Source organism: Niallia circulans, assembly GCF_003726095.1.
Classification (GTDB): domain Bacteria; phylum Bacillota; class Bacilli; order Bacillales; family Cytobacillaceae; genus Niallia; species Niallia circulans_A.
Window position 1 is genome coordinate 1181364 of sequence record NZ_CP026031.1, and the last position, 14847, is coordinate 1196210.

General features: G+C 35.4%; 17 protein-coding genes and 1 pseudogene. 12 read left to right on the forward strand and 6 right to left on the reverse strand.

Features of this window, described 5'->3' with window-relative positions; all coding sequences use genetic code 11:
* Positions 1-87: 87 nt before the first annotated feature.
* Entirely contained in the window at positions 88-672 is a 585-nt protein-coding gene (locus C2I06_RS05580; protein ID WP_095328521.1) for a class D sortase, read from the reverse strand.
* Positions 662-1603, reverse strand: a complete 942-nt coding sequence (locus tag C2I06_RS05585) for a processed acidic surface protein (RefSeq protein WP_095328522.1) — start codon at positions 1601-1603, stop codon at positions 662-664. Before C2I06_RS05585 ends, C2I06_RS05580 begins: the two co-directional genes overlap by 11 nt.
* 117 nt (positions 1604-1720) lie before the next feature.
* Between C2I06_RS05585 and C2I06_RS05590 the strand changes: the two genes are divergently transcribed.
* The gene (locus C2I06_RS05590; RefSeq protein ID WP_123257644.1) at positions 1721-1939 is read left to right on the forward strand and encodes a hypothetical protein; all 219 of its coding nucleotides are present in this window, start codon (positions 1721-1723) and stop codon (positions 1937-1939) included.
* A gap of 12 nt (positions 1940-1951) precedes the next feature.
* Here C2I06_RS05590 and C2I06_RS05595 read toward each other — a convergent pair whose 3' ends face one another.
* Positions 1952-2398, reverse strand: a complete 447-nt coding sequence (locus C2I06_RS05595) for a GNAT family N-acetyltransferase (protein WP_123257645.1) — start codon at positions 2396-2398, stop codon at positions 1952-1954.
* A 157-nt stretch (positions 2399-2555) separates the two neighbouring features.
* Between C2I06_RS05595 and pdxR the strand changes: the two genes are divergently transcribed.
* Positions 2556-3950 carry a MocR-like pyridoxine biosynthesis transcription factor PdxR gene (gene pdxR, locus C2I06_RS05600; RefSeq protein WP_095328523.1) on the forward strand — a complete coding sequence of 465 codons (1395 nt, stop codon included), beginning with the start codon at positions 2556-2558 and terminating at the stop codon, positions 3948-3950.
* A gap of 13 nt (positions 3951-3963) precedes the next feature.
* Positions 3964-4596, forward strand: a complete 633-nt coding sequence (locus C2I06_RS05605) for a hypothetical protein (protein ID WP_123257646.1) — start codon at positions 3964-3966, stop codon at positions 4594-4596.
* Here the strand turns inward: C2I06_RS05605 and C2I06_RS05610 are convergent.
* Both C2I06_RS05610 and C2I06_RS05615 read right to left on the reverse strand, forming a co-directional pair.
* Entirely contained in the window at positions 4591-4974 is a 384-nt protein-coding gene (locus tag C2I06_RS05610) for an Hsp20/alpha crystallin family protein (protein ID WP_123257647.1), read from the reverse strand. The two genes, C2I06_RS05605 and C2I06_RS05610, sit on opposite strands and share 6 nt — an antisense overlap.
* A gap of 109 nt (positions 4975-5083) precedes the next feature.
* On the reverse strand, positions 5084-5842 hold the full coding sequence (locus C2I06_RS05615) for a TraR/DksA C4-type zinc finger protein (RefSeq protein ID WP_095328526.1): 759 nt from the start codon (positions 5840-5842) through the stop codon (positions 5084-5086).
* Between the two features lie 210 nt (positions 5843-6052).
* On the opposite strand from C2I06_RS05615, the gene C2I06_RS05620 reads away from it, so the two are divergent.
* From C2I06_RS05620 to melA, 6 genes and pseudogenes are all read left to right on the forward strand, one after another.
* Positions 6053-6319 (forward strand): spore gernimation protein GerQ, encoded by a 267-nt coding sequence (locus tag C2I06_RS05620; protein ID WP_095328527.1) that lies wholly within the window; start codon positions 6053-6055, stop codon positions 6317-6319.
* Positions 6316-6684, forward strand: a complete 369-nt coding sequence (locus C2I06_RS05625) for a spore coat protein (RefSeq protein ID WP_095328528.1) — start codon at positions 6316-6318, stop codon at positions 6682-6684. Before C2I06_RS05620 ends, C2I06_RS05625 begins: the two co-directional genes overlap by 4 nt.
* An 18-nt stretch (positions 6685-6702) precedes the next feature.
* Positions 6703-7839: a zinc-dependent alcohol dehydrogenase gene (locus C2I06_RS05630; protein ID WP_123257648.1), complete on the forward strand. Its 1137-nt coding sequence runs from the start codon at positions 6703-6705 to the stop codon at positions 7837-7839.
* An 18-nt stretch (positions 7840-7857) separates the two neighbouring features.
* Entirely contained in the window at positions 7858-8079 is a 222-nt protein-coding gene (locus C2I06_RS05635; protein ID WP_095328530.1) for a hypothetical protein, read from the forward strand.
* A complete protein-coding gene (locus C2I06_RS05640) occupies positions 8076-8375 on the forward strand; it encodes a spore coat protein (protein ID WP_095328531.1) in 300 nt (99 codons plus the stop codon). Before C2I06_RS05635 ends, C2I06_RS05640 begins: the two co-directional genes overlap by 4 nt.
* Positions 8376-8904: 529 nt before the next feature.
* A pseudogene (melA, locus tag C2I06_RS05645) lies at positions 8905-10232 on the forward strand (alpha-galactosidase).
* 366 nt (positions 10233-10598) lie between these two features.
* On the opposite strand, the gene C2I06_RS05650 reads toward melA, so the two are convergent.
* Positions 10599-10742, reverse strand: a complete 144-nt coding sequence (locus C2I06_RS05650) for a small acid-soluble spore protein P (protein ID WP_082138385.1) — start codon at positions 10740-10742, stop codon at positions 10599-10601.
* A gap of 154 nt (positions 10743-10896) precedes the next feature.
* On the opposite strand from C2I06_RS05650, the gene C2I06_RS05655 reads away from it, so the two are divergent.
* The 3 genes from C2I06_RS05655 (at position 10897) to C2I06_RS05665 (ending at position 14801) form a co-directional block, all read left to right on the forward strand.
* Positions 10897-11154 (forward strand): hypothetical protein, encoded by a 258-nt coding sequence (locus C2I06_RS05655; protein ID WP_095328532.1) that lies wholly within the window; start codon positions 10897-10899, stop codon positions 11152-11154.
* Positions 11155-11374: 220 nt separating this feature from the next.
* On the forward strand, positions 11375-14080 hold the full coding sequence (gene acnA / locus C2I06_RS05660) for an aconitate hydratase AcnA (RefSeq protein WP_123257649.1): 2706 nt from the start codon (positions 11375-11377) through the stop codon (positions 14078-14080).
* A gap of 172 nt (positions 14081-14252) precedes the next feature.
* On the forward strand, positions 14253-14801 hold the full coding sequence (locus C2I06_RS05665) for a GNAT family N-acetyltransferase (RefSeq protein ID WP_095328534.1): 549 nt from the start codon (positions 14253-14255) through the stop codon (positions 14799-14801).
* Positions 14802-14847 lie beyond the last annotated feature (46 nt).

The window sequence follows — 14847 nt, forward strand, 5'->3', positions numbered from 1 at the left end:
GTACAACTTTAACCTTCGTGTGTTTGTTTGGGATTTAATTGGCTGTGGTACGTGCATATGTAAAAATCATTCTAACTAGTTAGGGGATTATTCTGATCGATTATTTTTTCCGAATTCCTCTGAATGTGTTAACGTAGCTGTTACTACATATCTTTTTGGTGCATGTCCTATAAAGGAGAAAGGATAACAGGTAGTTAGTGTTAGGACAGGTCTTGATTTAGGAGTAAGAATGGTTCGGTCATTAGGCGAGACAATAGAGAATTTCGTAATTTTATATTCATATTCTTTTTCCATTGTTTGAATTATAAGAGAATCATTCTTTTTTAAATCTCTCAAGAATCGGAAAAAGGTGTCACGATGTCCTGACAATACAACATTGTTGTTTTCGCCAGGTAAAGCACTTTTGGGGTAATGACCTGCTCCCTTAGTTAAAATCCCCGTACTTATCCCCTCATAAATAGGAATCGTTTTCTCTGATTTCGGCACGAGGATGACTCCCATTTTTTCTCCTTCTTTTAAAAATACTGATGGAGAGAAAACTACTTGACTATCTTTAGGAAGGAATGGTTGTTTTGTAATAGTTTCCACTTTCATATAACAAGACAAAGTATAGAAAATCATTCCTAATCCTATCAAAATAGAGAGTATCCCCATTTTCTTTCTAATTTTCATAGGGAACTTTCCTGAAGGTTACAAACAACCCTAGTAATACTAGCATATACCCTATGCAAAGCATAATGGGAAGAGAAGATGCCGTATTAGGAAGCTGAGCAGCATATAAATTAGCTAAACCTTCTGTCACTTCCGTCAATTCAACTACTTTGTCGATAGCATCTACAGAAGATACCATATCAGATGTCACAATTGCATCTCCAATTAAAAATTGATCATGATCGTATAATTCAATCGCAACTGTCGTATCCATCTGTTTATGTTTTAGATCATTCAAGGAAAGTTCGTTTCTTTTTCCATTATCATCGATACTAATGATGACTGGCTTTAAAGCAGTTGCTGTAAAAAAATCTTTCCAGAAATCAGTTAATGCATGGTTTCCTTCCTTGCTTATTCCGCCTTCTTGATCCATAGCTTGAAATGTTGATAATTTTACTTTCCAATCCTCCACTTTTGCAGCTAAGAAAGCAGGGTCCAATTTATTCAGATGGCCATAAAATTGTTGCTTCTCCTTATCATCAAAACCAATATTCTCAAGAAATTTTTCTAATTGCAGCATCTTATCTTCATGGTTTTTATAAAAATCAATCGCTACTTCTAAATCTTCTAAAAACCAGAAATCATCTACACTTTCATGAAATCCAGCCAATAAAATATCTAATTCTTCCTGTGTCATCGAATTTTGTACAAGCAATTTATCGAGATTAGCTGGCGTGATTGGAGTTCCAAGTTGTTTTTTCAAAACACGAATATTATCAAAATCACTTATTTTTAATCCTTTAAAGGATAAATACTCTTCTAAGTCTTCTGTGCTCCATCCTAAGTTATTGGCTAAGCTCTCAATCTCTTTCTCACTTGGAGAGGCGGCAACTGAAGAAGCTTGAAGAGATAAACCCCAAAAAAGAAGAAAAGAAAAAAGAACTTTTTTCATTAGACAAACCCTCCATCATCTTTGTATTGGTAGTGTTTGTTAATTTATGAAAATAATACGTGCATATTAGAAGAGATTTTGGAAATAGGGACGATTTTTTTAGGTGGTGAAAGATTATTGGCGAAAGTCGAGAGGATTTCTAGACTAAAGCGGAAAATATCAGCCAAAATGGGGAGGGAATCAGCCAAAGGAGAGAAAGAATCAGCCAAAGTGGGGAGGAAATCAGCCAAAGGAGAGAAAGAATCAGCCAAAGCACAAAAATATCAGCCAAAGCATAACAAATACAAAACCCGTAAAGCGGGTTTTGTATATAAAAAATTATTTAAACTAGAGTAAACATAAAATCGATTAATTATTCAAATCTAATTCATAATGAAAAAATTGCGTATCCTTTTTATAGCCATTCTTCTCATATAATCTTTGGGCAGTTAAATTATCTACAGCTGTACTAAGACTTAGACTATTGGCTCCGTTATTCTTTGCGTATTCTTTTGCTTGTTGTAATAACATTTTTCCGATACCTTTTTTCCTTGCTCTTTTTTGAACATATAAATCATTTAATATCCATGTTTTTTTCATCGATAAAGAGGAATAGGTAGGATAAAGTTGAGTAAAGCCTATGTAATCATCACCGTCTTGAACAACGAAGATTACAGATTCGCTGTTTTCGATTCGTTCTTTTATATAACTTGCTGCACTCACGATATCATCTTCTCGTTTATAAAACATGCGATATTCATTAAATAAGCGAGCTACTCCTTCGATGTCTTTCTTTGTTGCTTGCGATATGTTCATTTTACGCTTACCTCCACCAAAAATAATTTGTCACACATTAAAATCATTTCCTTCTATTTCTTGTCCCTTTATTTTAAAATGAAATGAGTATATTACATAGGTACAGTTAGGAGATATTTTAAGGGTACAAAACCGAGAGAAAAAGGAGAGGGAGAGCATGAATATGGCTATTCATTTGCATAAAGACAGCACGGAGCCAGTATATATGCAATTATATAATTATTTTAAAGCAGAGATTTTAACAGGGAAGATAGAAGCGGGCACAAAACTACCATCCATTCGATATTTAGCAAATTATATGCAGATTAGTAAAAATACTGTTATTGATGCATACCAGCAATTATGGATGGAAGGGTATGTAGAAAGTAAAGAAAAAAGTGGGTATACGGTTGTTTCCTTACCTAGTTATGAGTATAAAGATGGACAAAATCAGTCAGAGCATAAAAATAATGAGAAGCAAATGGAGCCGTATTCCGTTAATTTTCATTATGGAGATATTGATCAAACTAATTTTCCAACAAATGCTTGGAAAAAGACCCTTAAAGAAATAATGGAGGACAAGCATAATAGGTGGATGAATTATGGAGATAAGCAGGGAGAATTAAAATTAAGAGAAGAAGTGGCTGGATACTTATATAGGTCACGTGGAATTCAGACGACAGCCGATCAGCTTGTTATTACAGCGGGGACAGAGCAGCTAATCCGAGTTGTATTATCACTTTTAAATGATTGCCCATTACATATAGGGATGGAGGAGCCAGGTTATAATGACGTGCGCAATGTATTCCAGGAAAAAGGGCTTGCCATATCTTCTATTCCAGTATTAGAAACAGAAGGACATGACTTATCTTCCTTATTAAATAGTTCTTGTAATTTGGTCTATATTACCCCTTCCCATCAGTTTCCTACAGGAAAGATTATGCCTATTTCAAAGCGGATTGAGCTATTAGAGTGGGCAGAAAGGGAGAACGGTTATATAGTAGAAGATGATTATGACAGCGAATTTCGTTTTCAAGGTTCGCCAATCCCAAGTATGAAAGCAATTGACCAGCATGATCGAGTTATATATATGGGGACTTTTTCTAAATCATTCTTACCAACATTAAGAATAAGCTATATGGTATTACCTAATGTTTTACTGGAAAAATGGAAAACGAAAAGGTATAACGAGACTCAATCGAGCTCCCCGCTATTACAGCTAGCTTTAGGGAAATTTATCCAAAAAGGAGGATTTGAACGGCATATTAAGCGTATGCGAAAAGTATATGAAAGAAAATATACTTTTTTGATCCAATGCATCAAGCAGTATATGGGAGATAAGGTAGAAATAATTGGTGAAAAAGCAGGTTTACATTTGCTTATTCGTATAGCTTTTAAAAATGAAGCCATTCTGCTATCAGAAGCAGAAAAAATAGGGATTAAGGTTTATTCTACAAAACCATATTTTGCTGAGGAAAGAGAGTGTTATCCTCTGTTATTAGGGTTTGGAGGATTAGAAGAAAAGGAAATAGAAGAAGGAATTATAAGCCTAGCAGACGCATGGTTTATGTAGAGGAGGAATATTTTTGGTATCTTTTGGCACATTTATAATCGGAGTAGCTGTAGCAATTATTACTTTTTTTGTACTCGACAATTTTACACCTCCTCTATTTCTAAATATTTTTATATGTTATGTACTTGTATTTGTTACGATGTTAATGACAACCTGGTATCGTATTCATACAACTAGAAATATTGAGAAATTGGAAAAACTTTTTAGAAAGAATAAAAAGCATCCCTATTATAGCTTTGTTTATGCTTTAAGTTTGAAAGAGGATAAAAGGGTAATTATAAGCTACCGGAAACTAATGAAACGAAAAAAATATCAAGCTCATTATCCGTTATTTACGATTTTATTTTCTCTTTATTTTGGAAAAACTCTAGGCCTTAGAGAAGAAGCTGAGAAAATAAAAGATTCGGAAATGAAGTCCTATTATTTAGCTTTAATAAATATTGAAGAGCGGCAATTTAATGCTGCCTGGCAATGGATAGAAAGGGTAAATAAGAAATGGATGAAAGAAGCACTATTAGCGGAAATTGCATTAAAAAAAGAAGAAAAGGATGTAGCGAAAAAGCATGCTAAAAGTGCTTTAAAGCATACGAAAGGAATCCAATATTATATCTTAAAAAAGACATATGAAAGAGAATTCGCCTTATAAAAATTGAATGTCAATAATAGATGTTAGTTTCTTGTTTTGCTGTTGTTCCTTCTGAATAAAAATTTCAAGAATTTCATTTGCGAATACAGCATGAATGGGATTTTGATCAATTGAAACTGGAAATTCAATTGATCTTTGTTTTTCTTCAAAAAGATTAGAATCATGAATCATTGCCTTAATAGTAAGCACATTTTTATTTACAGAAAGATAGATGCTGCTCTTCTGGCAATTCGTTAATAATGCTTCCACAATAAATTCTTTATCCGTTTCGTACACATCAATTCGAAACTCAGTTTCATCTAATACCGAAGTCAACGGATCAAGAAAATGGTTTTTCAGCCATTCATCCATTAAACTTAACCTGTTATCATCATTCATATATAATCCTCCTTAGTATATTTAACATATTCTGATAAGGAGGAAAGCGTGATGAAAAATGTAAAAAGGTTGTCTAAAGGCATTACACCTTATTAAGACAACCCTTTTTTTACTCATCATTTTCCACATAAGGCTCATGCTCGTATGCAGGCAAGTCACCGAACGTTGTCATAATGCCTTCTTCATCCAAGCTTTCTTCATAGCGTTTATGCTGTTCATTTGGATAAACCGTTATATTTTTCCCTTCTATATCCACACCGACAAAGTTTTCGTAATCTTCCACATAGCCAATGTTCTCATCACTTTCTGTGTAGACGTCATTATAATGGTCATAAACAGGATGTGCAAAATCAGATGGCGTTTCCGATGTTCCCCAGCTAGATACTTCCTGCCAAGAATCCTCTGCATCATATACGACAGATTCATCTTTATTATCCATATCGAATTTTCCGAAAGGAGGCATTAATATTTCTTCTTCCACAGGTCGCTTCTCAGAAATTTTCTGATCAGGAGAATGCTCCTTACAATAAAGTGTTGTAGGGATAACTTCCAATCTTTCTATTGGTATATCTTGAGAGCATTCCGCACATTTTCCGTATGTTCCTTCATCTATTGCCTTTAAAGCATTTAACACACCCATATATTCATGATGGTAATGTTCAGCAAGGGCAATATCCTTTTCGCGTTCATAAAGCTCCGTTCCTTCATCTCCTGGATGATTATCATAACTGGATAGCTCTCCAAGAGACTCATGGTAATGTCCATCTTTCAAATCTAAGTTATCATTATGTTCAAATCTCACTTCTAAATCACGTTTTTGTTCCGTTAATACTTTTTGAAAATGGGACATTTGTTGTTTATTTAGCATAATAACCTAATCCTTTCAAGAAGTCGTTTGCTTTATTAGTATGAGCAAAAGAAACGATAACATTAAAGGAAATATGTACATAATTCAATTTCTACGAAAATAAAGATGTTTTTTATTCCAAAAAAAATCGTTAAATATTGCTAGCGAATTGAGAAAAAAAGTAGGGGAAAATAGCATAGTATTTCTTATTTGAATAGGAGGTAATTGATCATGGAAAGGAAAAGCTTTGCTCCACACGAATCATTAGATTTACATGAAGTAATAAATTTTAAAACACTCTGTGTAGCAAAATCCAAGTTAATGCAAGGGCTTGTGTTTGATGAAGATTTAAAAAAATTAATGCAAAAAGATGTAGAACAGTCTATTCAAGCACTTAGCGAGTTACAAGAAGCATATAAGGATGTGCCATTCGCAGCAGAAATTCCTCAAATGCGTCCAACGCCAATTATAGGTGGAGAGGAGGGTGTTATCCATTGAATAATGACTACTTAGATCCCATTAATGCGTTAAATATGCCAGAGCTTGCTGATATGACATTTGCGGTTGATTTTCTTATTCGCGCAAAAGAAGGAGTGAGAAATATAGCAACAGCGTTAACTGAAACAGCTTCACCAGACTTAAGAGTACTTTTACGAAAACAGCTTAACCAAGCAATCCAGATGCACCAAGAAATAACAGATTTAATGGTAGAAAAAAAATGGTTCCATCCCCATGATCTGAGTCAACAATATAAGTTAGATCAACTTTCGGCAAAGAATACTATTATGATTGGAAATATGCATTTGTTTACTGGTGAAACGAATCGAAAAGGAATGTTTGATCGGACGCCTGATCAGCATTAAATAAGGAGGTTAGATAGAATGAAAGCAGTAACGTACCAAGGGATTAAAAATGTAGAAGTAAAAGAAGTGGAAGATCCGAAGATTTTAAAACCTGATGATATGATCATTAAAGTGACAAGTACTGCAATATGCGGATCTGATTTACATTTAATTCATGGAATGATGCCAAACTTACAAGAAAATTATGTGATTGGCCATGAACCGATGGGAATAGTTGAAGAGGTTGGACCAGAAGTGACAAAAGTTAAAAAGGGTGACCGGGTTATTATTCCTTTCAATATTGCCTGTGGGGAATGCCAGTACTGCAAAAGTAATTTAGAAAGTCAATGTGACAATTCCAATGATAATGGAGATGTTGGTGCTTATTTTGGCTATTCAGGCAATGCTGGTGATTATCCAGGCGGACAAGCAGAGTATTTAAGGGTTCCTTTCGCAAATTTCACTCACTTTAAGATTCCAGAAACTTGTGAAGAACCGGATGAAAAATTGACGGTTATTGCCGATGCAATGACAACTGGATATTGGAGTGTAGATAATGCAGGTGTGAAAGATGGAGATACAGTCATAGTGTTTGGGTGTGGACCAGTTGGATTATTTGCGCAAAAATTCGCATGGCTGAAAGGGGCAAAACGCGTCATTGCTGTCGATTATGTTGATTATCGTCTACAGCATGCGAAACGTACAAATAAGGTAGAAATTGTTAATTTTGAACAGGTAGAAAATGTGGGTGCTTACTTAAAAGAACTCACAAAAGGCGGTGCCGATGTGGTGATTGATGCTGTTGGCATGGATGGAAAAATGAGTGATATGGAATTTCTAGCGAGCGGCATGAAGCTGCAAGGCGGTACAATGAGCGCTCTTGTGATGGCTGCCCAAGCGGTTCGGAAATGTGGAACCATTCAAATTACTGGCGTTTATGGCGGCAGATATAATGCTTTTCCATTAGGAGATATCATGCAGCGCAATGTCAATATTCGTACTGGACAAGCACCTGTTATTCATTACATGCCATATATGTTTGAATTAGTTTCTACTGGAAAAATTGATCCGAGTGATGTCGTAAGTCACGTATTACCATTGAGTGAAGCAAAACGAGGCTATGAAATTTTTGATACGAAAATGGATAATTGTATAAAAGTTGTCTTAAAACCATAAGAAAGGCAGGAGTATGAAATGGATTATGTACTACATGAAGTATTAGAAGTTCAAGAACTAGCTACATTCAAAACGATTTGCATAACAAAAGCTAAAACGATGCGCGCACTTGTTTCCGATCCACAATTAAAAGAATTAATGCTGCAAGATGTGGATATATCAACAAGGCAGCTACAGGAATTTTCATCTATTTTATCGAAGGCGCAAGAAATGCCAGGAATTGGGGGAGAGAACGGATGAATTCCATTATTGAATATTTTACAGGTATGGATGCATTAACAGATCAAATGATTGCAACAGATCTATTAATTTCTGCCAAGAGCGGAATTAGAAATTATTCTATGGCCATCACAGAAACGGGACATCCGGAGATAAAAGAAATCCTTGTCCGCCATCTAAATGAAGCACTTGACTTACATGAACAACTATCCAGTTATATGGCTGAAAAAGGGTGGTACCATGCATGGGATCCAAAGGAACAAGTGAACTTTAATTTGCAAAACATTCATACTGCTTTAAACTTACCGATACTTTAAGATATAGAAGGAACTCGTTTGTTTGAACAGTTCCTTTTTTCTTTTGGGAAAAGTTGTAACTATAAAACAAAGTAATTAGGGAGAATAGTTAAAATATTTACTTGTAATGTAGTATAAAAGCTGATTAGTAAAGTAACTTTTTGAAAAGTGAGAATAATTATTGAAACCCCTTACAATTAATGTTAATATGCCTATATACCAGCTGTGATTATTAGTCAGATAGAAAACTTTATTACATAAACAATTCGCTGAAGGAAGAACTGTAAGATTCAACATGCTGAAAGTTTGAACATAGCGAATCAGTCAAATGTTACTTACACAGGGAGCTGCGTTATTGGTTTTAAAGAATGGAGGAGCATAAAAAGCAGAAGCTTATATTCCTAAAGATAATCTGTCAGCAATTTAGGAAGAAAGAAAATTTATTTGATAGCATCTTTTATGAATGGACTGTGGCACAGGGATAGGAATGAATGCGAAAGGAATATCAGTAAACGGAAAAATCAAAGAATGCTGGGAGGAGAGGATTACTATGTCGAAAATTACATTTCTTGGTGCAGGAAGTACCGTATTTGCTAAAAATGTTCTTGGAGATTGTATGTTCGTTGATGCCTTAGAAGGATATGAGTTTGCGTTATATGATATTGATAAACAGCGTTTACAGGATTCGGAACAAATGCTTACTAATTTGCAGGAAAGTCTAGGAAAAAACATTATCGTAAAAGCGTATACGGATCGAAAAGAGTCTTTGAGAGGAGCTAAGTATGTAATCAATGCGATTCAGGTAGGCGGCTATAAACCAAGTACGGTAATTGATTTTGAAATCCCCAAAAAATATGGCTTACGACAAACGATTGCCGATACAGTCGGTATTGGGGGATATTTAGAAATTTACGAACTATTCCCGTTATGCTTGATTTTGCAAAAGACATGGAAGAAGTTTGTCCAGATGCCTTATTCTTAAATTACACAAACCCTATGGCTGTGCTAACCGGAGTTATGAATCGTTTCACGCCGATTAAAACAATTGGACTGTGTCATAGTGTGCAAATTTGTATAAAAGAATTATTTGAAGCAGTAGGGATGGACCGAACAGGAGTGAAAGAGAAAATTGCCGGTATAAATCATATGGCATGGCTTCTTGAAGTAAGCAAGGATGGAGTTGATTTATATCCAGAAATTAAGCGGAGAGCTCGTGAATTGCAAAATACAAAGCATGGCGATATGGTTCGATTTGAATTGATGGATAAGTTTGGTTATTATGTAACAGAGTCATCTGAACATAATGCGGAATATCATCCGTATTTTATTAAATCTCGTTATCCTGAGTTAATTGACCGTTTCAATATTCCATTAGATGAATATCCTCGTCGCTGTGAAAAGCAAATTAATGATTGGGTTGCAATGAGAGAGGATCTAGTTAACAATAAAGCCTTGGAACATGTTCGTTCCCGTGAATATGGATCACGCATTATCGAAGCGATTGAAACAGATATCCCCTTTAAATTTGGTGGCAATGTGCTTAATACAGGAAGATTGATCAGCAATCTGCCGGAAAAAGCATGTGTAGAGGTTCCTTGTATTGCGGATCGAAGCGGGATTACTCCAACCTATGTAGGAGATCTCCCTGAACAGCTTGCAGCTTTAAACCGGACAAATATTAACACACAATTGCTGACAATTGAAGCAGCAATGACATTGAAAAAGGAATATATTTACCAGGCGGCAATGCTTGATCCACATACAGCTTCTGAGTTATCGATGGACGATATCATCTCCTTATGTGACGAGTTAATAGAAGCACATGGTGACTGGCTGCCGAATTTTACAACGGAAACTAGTGTTGGGTTAGCTAAATAGTACTCTCAAATATAGAGTGATCGTTTCCTTAAGGATTCGGTCTCTTTTTTCTTAAGATGCTCATTCATCATACATAAAAGGATTGTAAATTTGTATTTGTATTCTTATTATTAGTATAAAAACTATTTCATGGATTAATTACTGAAAAACAGTCAATTTAAAATGATGGAGAGGAAGGGTGTGCATTTTTATCCTTATTGACTGATGTTGGTTAGGCTATTTAATTAAAAAGGCCAAATGAGTGGCCGCATATTGACCACACATTTGACCACACATATGCATTAATTAGGGTAAATACTTGAAAAACATTTTAATATAAGCTGCTTTGTTAACTAGAATGTTGTAGAGTGAATTAGTGTACTTTTCTTACATATCGTGATGATTATTATGTTTTTGTCTAGAATGGTTACGGTTCTTCACCTTTTTGCTCCCGCTAAGTGGCTCTGGCTGACCAGATTGATTTCCTTTAGGAGCATTTCTGTGCATATCTTTGCTATCATTTTTGTTCACTTTTTTCTCTCCTTTCTATTATCATGAAGAGGTAATGCAATACTATCCTTTATAGAATGGTTTTTTATACACTGATTTATACCGCATATTTTCACGATTCTCTGCACAACTTATTGGTAAGCACCATGAATATAACTAGCAGGAGGATAAGAATATGCCTTATCATAGTAATAAACAAGAAGCTTTTCAAGATGCTCAACGGAATTTATTTGAAACACAAAATCTTTATCAAGATATCGTAAAAGATTCTGCAAACTATGGACATCAACTAAAGCATTTAAAACAAGAAATTAATGAGACCTATCAACAAATTGAGAATGCTCTGGAAGTAGCATCTGAGCATCAAAGACAGCAATTAGAAAGCTTTCAAAGAGACTTAAAAAGCATTGTGGATGAAGTAAATGAAATTTAAAGAAGTAGACCATCAGAAAGTTTGCAGCTTTTTCGATGGTCTACTTTTTGCTTTGAAAAGAAATGCCATAAGATAAACTTATCGTATTTGATAACTTTCTTATTATTTACTTATCACATTCCTTGTATTAAAATTATAAATGGTAAATAGATAATAGAGATCAAATTGTTCGACTATTTTTCTATTGTTGGTATATGATTACAATGAGGGGGTAATACATATGGCAAAAGATTTTTATAATGCCCGCCAAACGTTTGAAGTGGGTGGGAAGCGTTATCACTACTATCAATTAGCAGCTTTAGAAAAAGCAGGAATCGGTAAAGTATCGAAATTACCGTATTCTATCAAGGTATTACTAGAATCAGTTTTACGACAAATGGATGATTTTGTTATTAAACAAGAGCATGTAGAAAATCTCGCAAAATGGGGAACAGATGAGGTAAAGGAAATTGATGTTCCTTTCAAACCTTCGAGGGTAATCCTCCAGGATTTCACAGGTGTTCCAGCAGTGGTTGACCTTGCATCTTTACGTAAAGCAATGGCTGACCTAGGGGGAGATCCTAGCAAAATTAATCCGGAGAAACCAGTTGATTTAGTTATCGACCATAGTGTTCAGGTTGATAAATATGGAACACCGGATGCATTAAAAGCAAATATGGAATTAGAATTTGAAAGAAATGCAGAAAGATATCAATTTTTAAGCTGGGCGCAAAAGGCATTTGATAACTATCGTGCTGTACCACCAGCAACTGGTATCGTTCACCAAGTGAATTTAGAATATTTAGCAAATGTAGTACATGTAAATGAAACAGCTGAAGGCGAGTATGAAACATTCCCTGATACGTTAGTAGGTACTGATTCTCATACAACGATGATTAATGGTATTGGTGTTCTTGGCTGGGGTGTTGGTGGTATCGAAGCGGAAGCAGGTATGTTAGGACAACCTTCTTATTTTCCAGTTCCGGAAGTTGTAGGGGTAAAACTTGTTGGCGAAATGCCAAATGGCTCTACTGCAACAGACTTAGCCTTAAAGGTAACGCAAGTACTTCGTGCAAAAGGAGTAGTTGGAAAGTTTGTTGAATTCTACGGACCTGGTGTGCCGCAATTACCACTTGCTGATCGGGCAACTATTGCGAATATGGCACCAGAATATGGAGCAACATGCGGTTTCTTCCCAGTTGATAAAGAATCTTTAGCTTATATGAGACTAACTGGTCGTTCTGAAGAGCAAATCAATGTGGTTGAAGCTTACTGTAAGGAAAACGGTTTATTCTTCGATCCAAACTTAGAACCGGTTTATACAGATATTGTAGAAATTGACTTAGCAGAAATTGAGCCAAATCTTTCTGGTCCAAAGCGTCCTCAAGATTTAATTCCACTTTCTAAATTGAAAGAGGTATTCAATGAGTCTGTAACAGCTCCAGAAGGAAACCAAGGGTTTGGCTTAAAAGCAGACGAATTTGATAAAGAAGTAGTAGTGAACTTTGCAAATGGGGATTCTACTACAATGAAGACAGGTTCTGTTGCTATCGCCGCAATTACAAGCTGTACAAATACATCGAATCCATATGTATTAGTTGGTGCAGGCTTAGTTGCGAAAAAAGCAGTCGAAAAAGGAATGGAAGTACCTAAATTTGTAAAAACTTCTTTAGCACCAGGTTCAAAGGTTGTTACTGGTTATTTAAGAGATTCTGGCCTTCTTCCTTATTTAGAACAAATTGGATTCAACCTTGTAGGATATGGATGTACTACATGTATCGGTAACTCTGGTCCGCTTCGCGAGGAAATCGAGAAGGCTATCGCGGATTCTGATTTACTTGTAACAAGTGTGCTATCTGGTAATCGTAACTTTGAAGGACGTATCCACCCACTAGTTAAAGCAAACTATTTAGCTTCACCGCCATTAGTAGTTGCATATGCTCTTGCTGGTACTGTTGATATTGACTTGCAAAAAGAACCAATTGGAAAAGATAAGGATGGGAATGATGTATTCTTCAAGGATATTTGGCCATCTACAGAAGAAGTAAATGAAGTAGTACATCGTACAGTTACACCTGAACTATTTAATAAAGAATATGAAAGAGTATTTGATGATAACGAACGCTGGAATGAAATTCAAACTAGCAGTGATTCTTTATATAGCTTTGATGATACGTCTACTTATATTCAAAACCCGCCATTCTTTGAAGGCTTAAAACCTGATCCAGAGCAAGTATTACCATTAAAAGGCTTAAGAGTTGTAGGGAAATTCGGTGATTCTGTAACGACTGACCATATTTCTCCAGCTGGTGCCATTGGTGTAAATACTCCTGCAGGTAAGTACTTAAAAGATAATGGTGTACAGCCACGTGATTTCAACTCATATGGCTCTCGTCGTGGTAACCACGAAGTAATGATGAGAGGGACATTTGCGAATATCCGTATTCGTAACCAAATTGCTCCAGGTACAGAGGGTGGTTTCACTACGCACTGGCCAACTGGGGAAGTTACCTCCATTTATGATGCATGTATGAAGTATAAAGACGAAGGAACTGGCTTAATGGTTATTGCAGGGAAAGATTACGGAATGGGATCATCTCGTGACTGGGCTGCAAAAGGAACAAATCTGTTAGGCATTAAGACGGTTATCGCAGAAAGCTTCGAAAGAATTCATCGTTCTAACTTAGTGTTAATGGGAGTACTTCCACTACAGTTTAAAGAAGGCGAGAATGCGGAAAGCTTGGGATTAACTGGAAAAGAAACATTCAATGTTTATGTAGATGAAACAGTTAAACCACGTGATTTTTTAGAAGTTACAGCTACTACGGAAGATGGTAAGAAAATCACTTTTGAAGCATTAGTACGTTTCGATTCAGAAGTAGAGATTGATTACTATCGCCATGGTGGTATTTTACCAATGGTATTACGTGATAAATTAAAAAATTAATAGATTAAGAGAAAAACTCTCTCTATTTAAAGTTGACTTTATTTTCTAATCTTTGGGTGAAATTCTTTGCTCACAAGTTAGTAAAAAGTCTCTCTATAGAGAGAGTTTTGTCATTCTAACTAAAAGTCTATTTTACTTAATAGAAACTATAACTTAAGGAGAAAGCTATTTTATGAAAATAATTCCTGTACGTTATGATGTGAATAAGCTTCCTTATATAATAAGAAGTGCGGAGGAAAGCGATGCAGAACAGCTTGCTAGTGTTAGGTTACAGATCGATGGAGAAACAACTTTTCTAGATCGCGAACCTGGAGAGGGCTTACTTACTGAAAAAGAATTTAAACACTTAATCCGCTCAGATAGCGAAGCGCCAAATCATTTGTTTTTACTTGCAGAGAGAGAAGATGGGCAAATTATTGGCTTTTCTCGTTGTGAGGGTTCTAGTTTGCGACGTCTTAAGCATAAAGTCGAGTTCGGTATTGCTGTCTTAGAAGAATATTGGGGATATCAAATAGGTACCCATTTATTAGAAGAATCCATAAATTGGGGAGCGGAAAATGATATTACAAAAATGACATTATCGGTTATAGAGTTAAATGAAAAAGCGATTAAACTATATAAACGATTTGGCTTTGAAATAGAAGGAGTCTTAAAAAAAGATAAACGATTAACTAACGGGAAATATTATTCTACCATTTTAATGTCTCGATTTTTCTCCTAATGGTATGGAAAACGATTCATTAGTAATTTAGAATAAACTTTGTTAC

Bases quoted from the DNA above. Each gene is read 5' to 3' on its own strand.
- C2I06_RS05580 (WP_095328521.1), bottom strand. From the start codon at position 672: ATGAAAATTAGAAAGAAAATGGGGATACTCTCTATTTTGATAGGATTA.
- C2I06_RS05585 (WP_095328522.1), bottom strand. From the start codon at position 1,603: ATGAAAAAAGTTCTTTTTTCTTTTCTTCTTTTTTGGGGTTTATCTCTT.
- C2I06_RS05595 (WP_123257645.1), bottom strand. From the start codon at position 2,398: ATGAACATATCGCAAGCAACAAAGAAAGACATCGAAGGAGTAGCTCGC.
- pdxR (WP_095328523.1), top strand. From the start codon at position 2,556: ATGAATATGGCTATTCATTTGCATAAAGACAGCACGGAGCCAGTATAT.
- C2I06_RS05610 (WP_123257647.1), bottom strand. From the start codon at position 4,974: ATGAATGATGATAACAGGTTAAGTTTAATGGATGAATGGCTGAAAAAC.
- C2I06_RS05615 (WP_095328526.1), bottom strand. From the start codon at position 5,842: ATGCTAAATAAACAACAAATGTCCCATTTTCAAAAAGTATTAACGGAA.
- C2I06_RS05620 (WP_095328527.1), top strand. From the start codon at position 6,053: ATGGAAAGGAAAAGCTTTGCTCCACACGAATCATTAGATTTACATGAA.
- C2I06_RS05630 (WP_123257648.1), top strand. From the start codon at position 6,703: ATGAAAGCAGTAACGTACCAAGGGATTAAAAATGTAGAAGTAAAAGAA.
- C2I06_RS05635 (WP_095328530.1), top strand. From the start codon at position 7,858: ATGGATTATGTACTACATGAAGTATTAGAAGTTCAAGAACTAGCTACA.
- C2I06_RS05640 (WP_095328531.1), top strand. From the start codon at position 8,076: ATGAATTCCATTATTGAATATTTTACAGGTATGGATGCATTAACAGAT.
- C2I06_RS05655 (WP_095328532.1), top strand. From the start codon at position 10,897: ATGCCTTATCATAGTAATAAACAAGAAGCTTTTCAAGATGCTCAACGG.
- acnA (WP_123257649.1), top strand. From the start codon at position 11,375: ATGGCAAAAGATTTTTATAATGCCCGCCAAACGTTTGAAGTGGGTGGG.
- C2I06_RS05665 (WP_095328534.1), top strand. From the start codon at position 14,253: ATGAAAATAATTCCTGTACGTTATGATGTGAATAAGCTTCCTTATATA.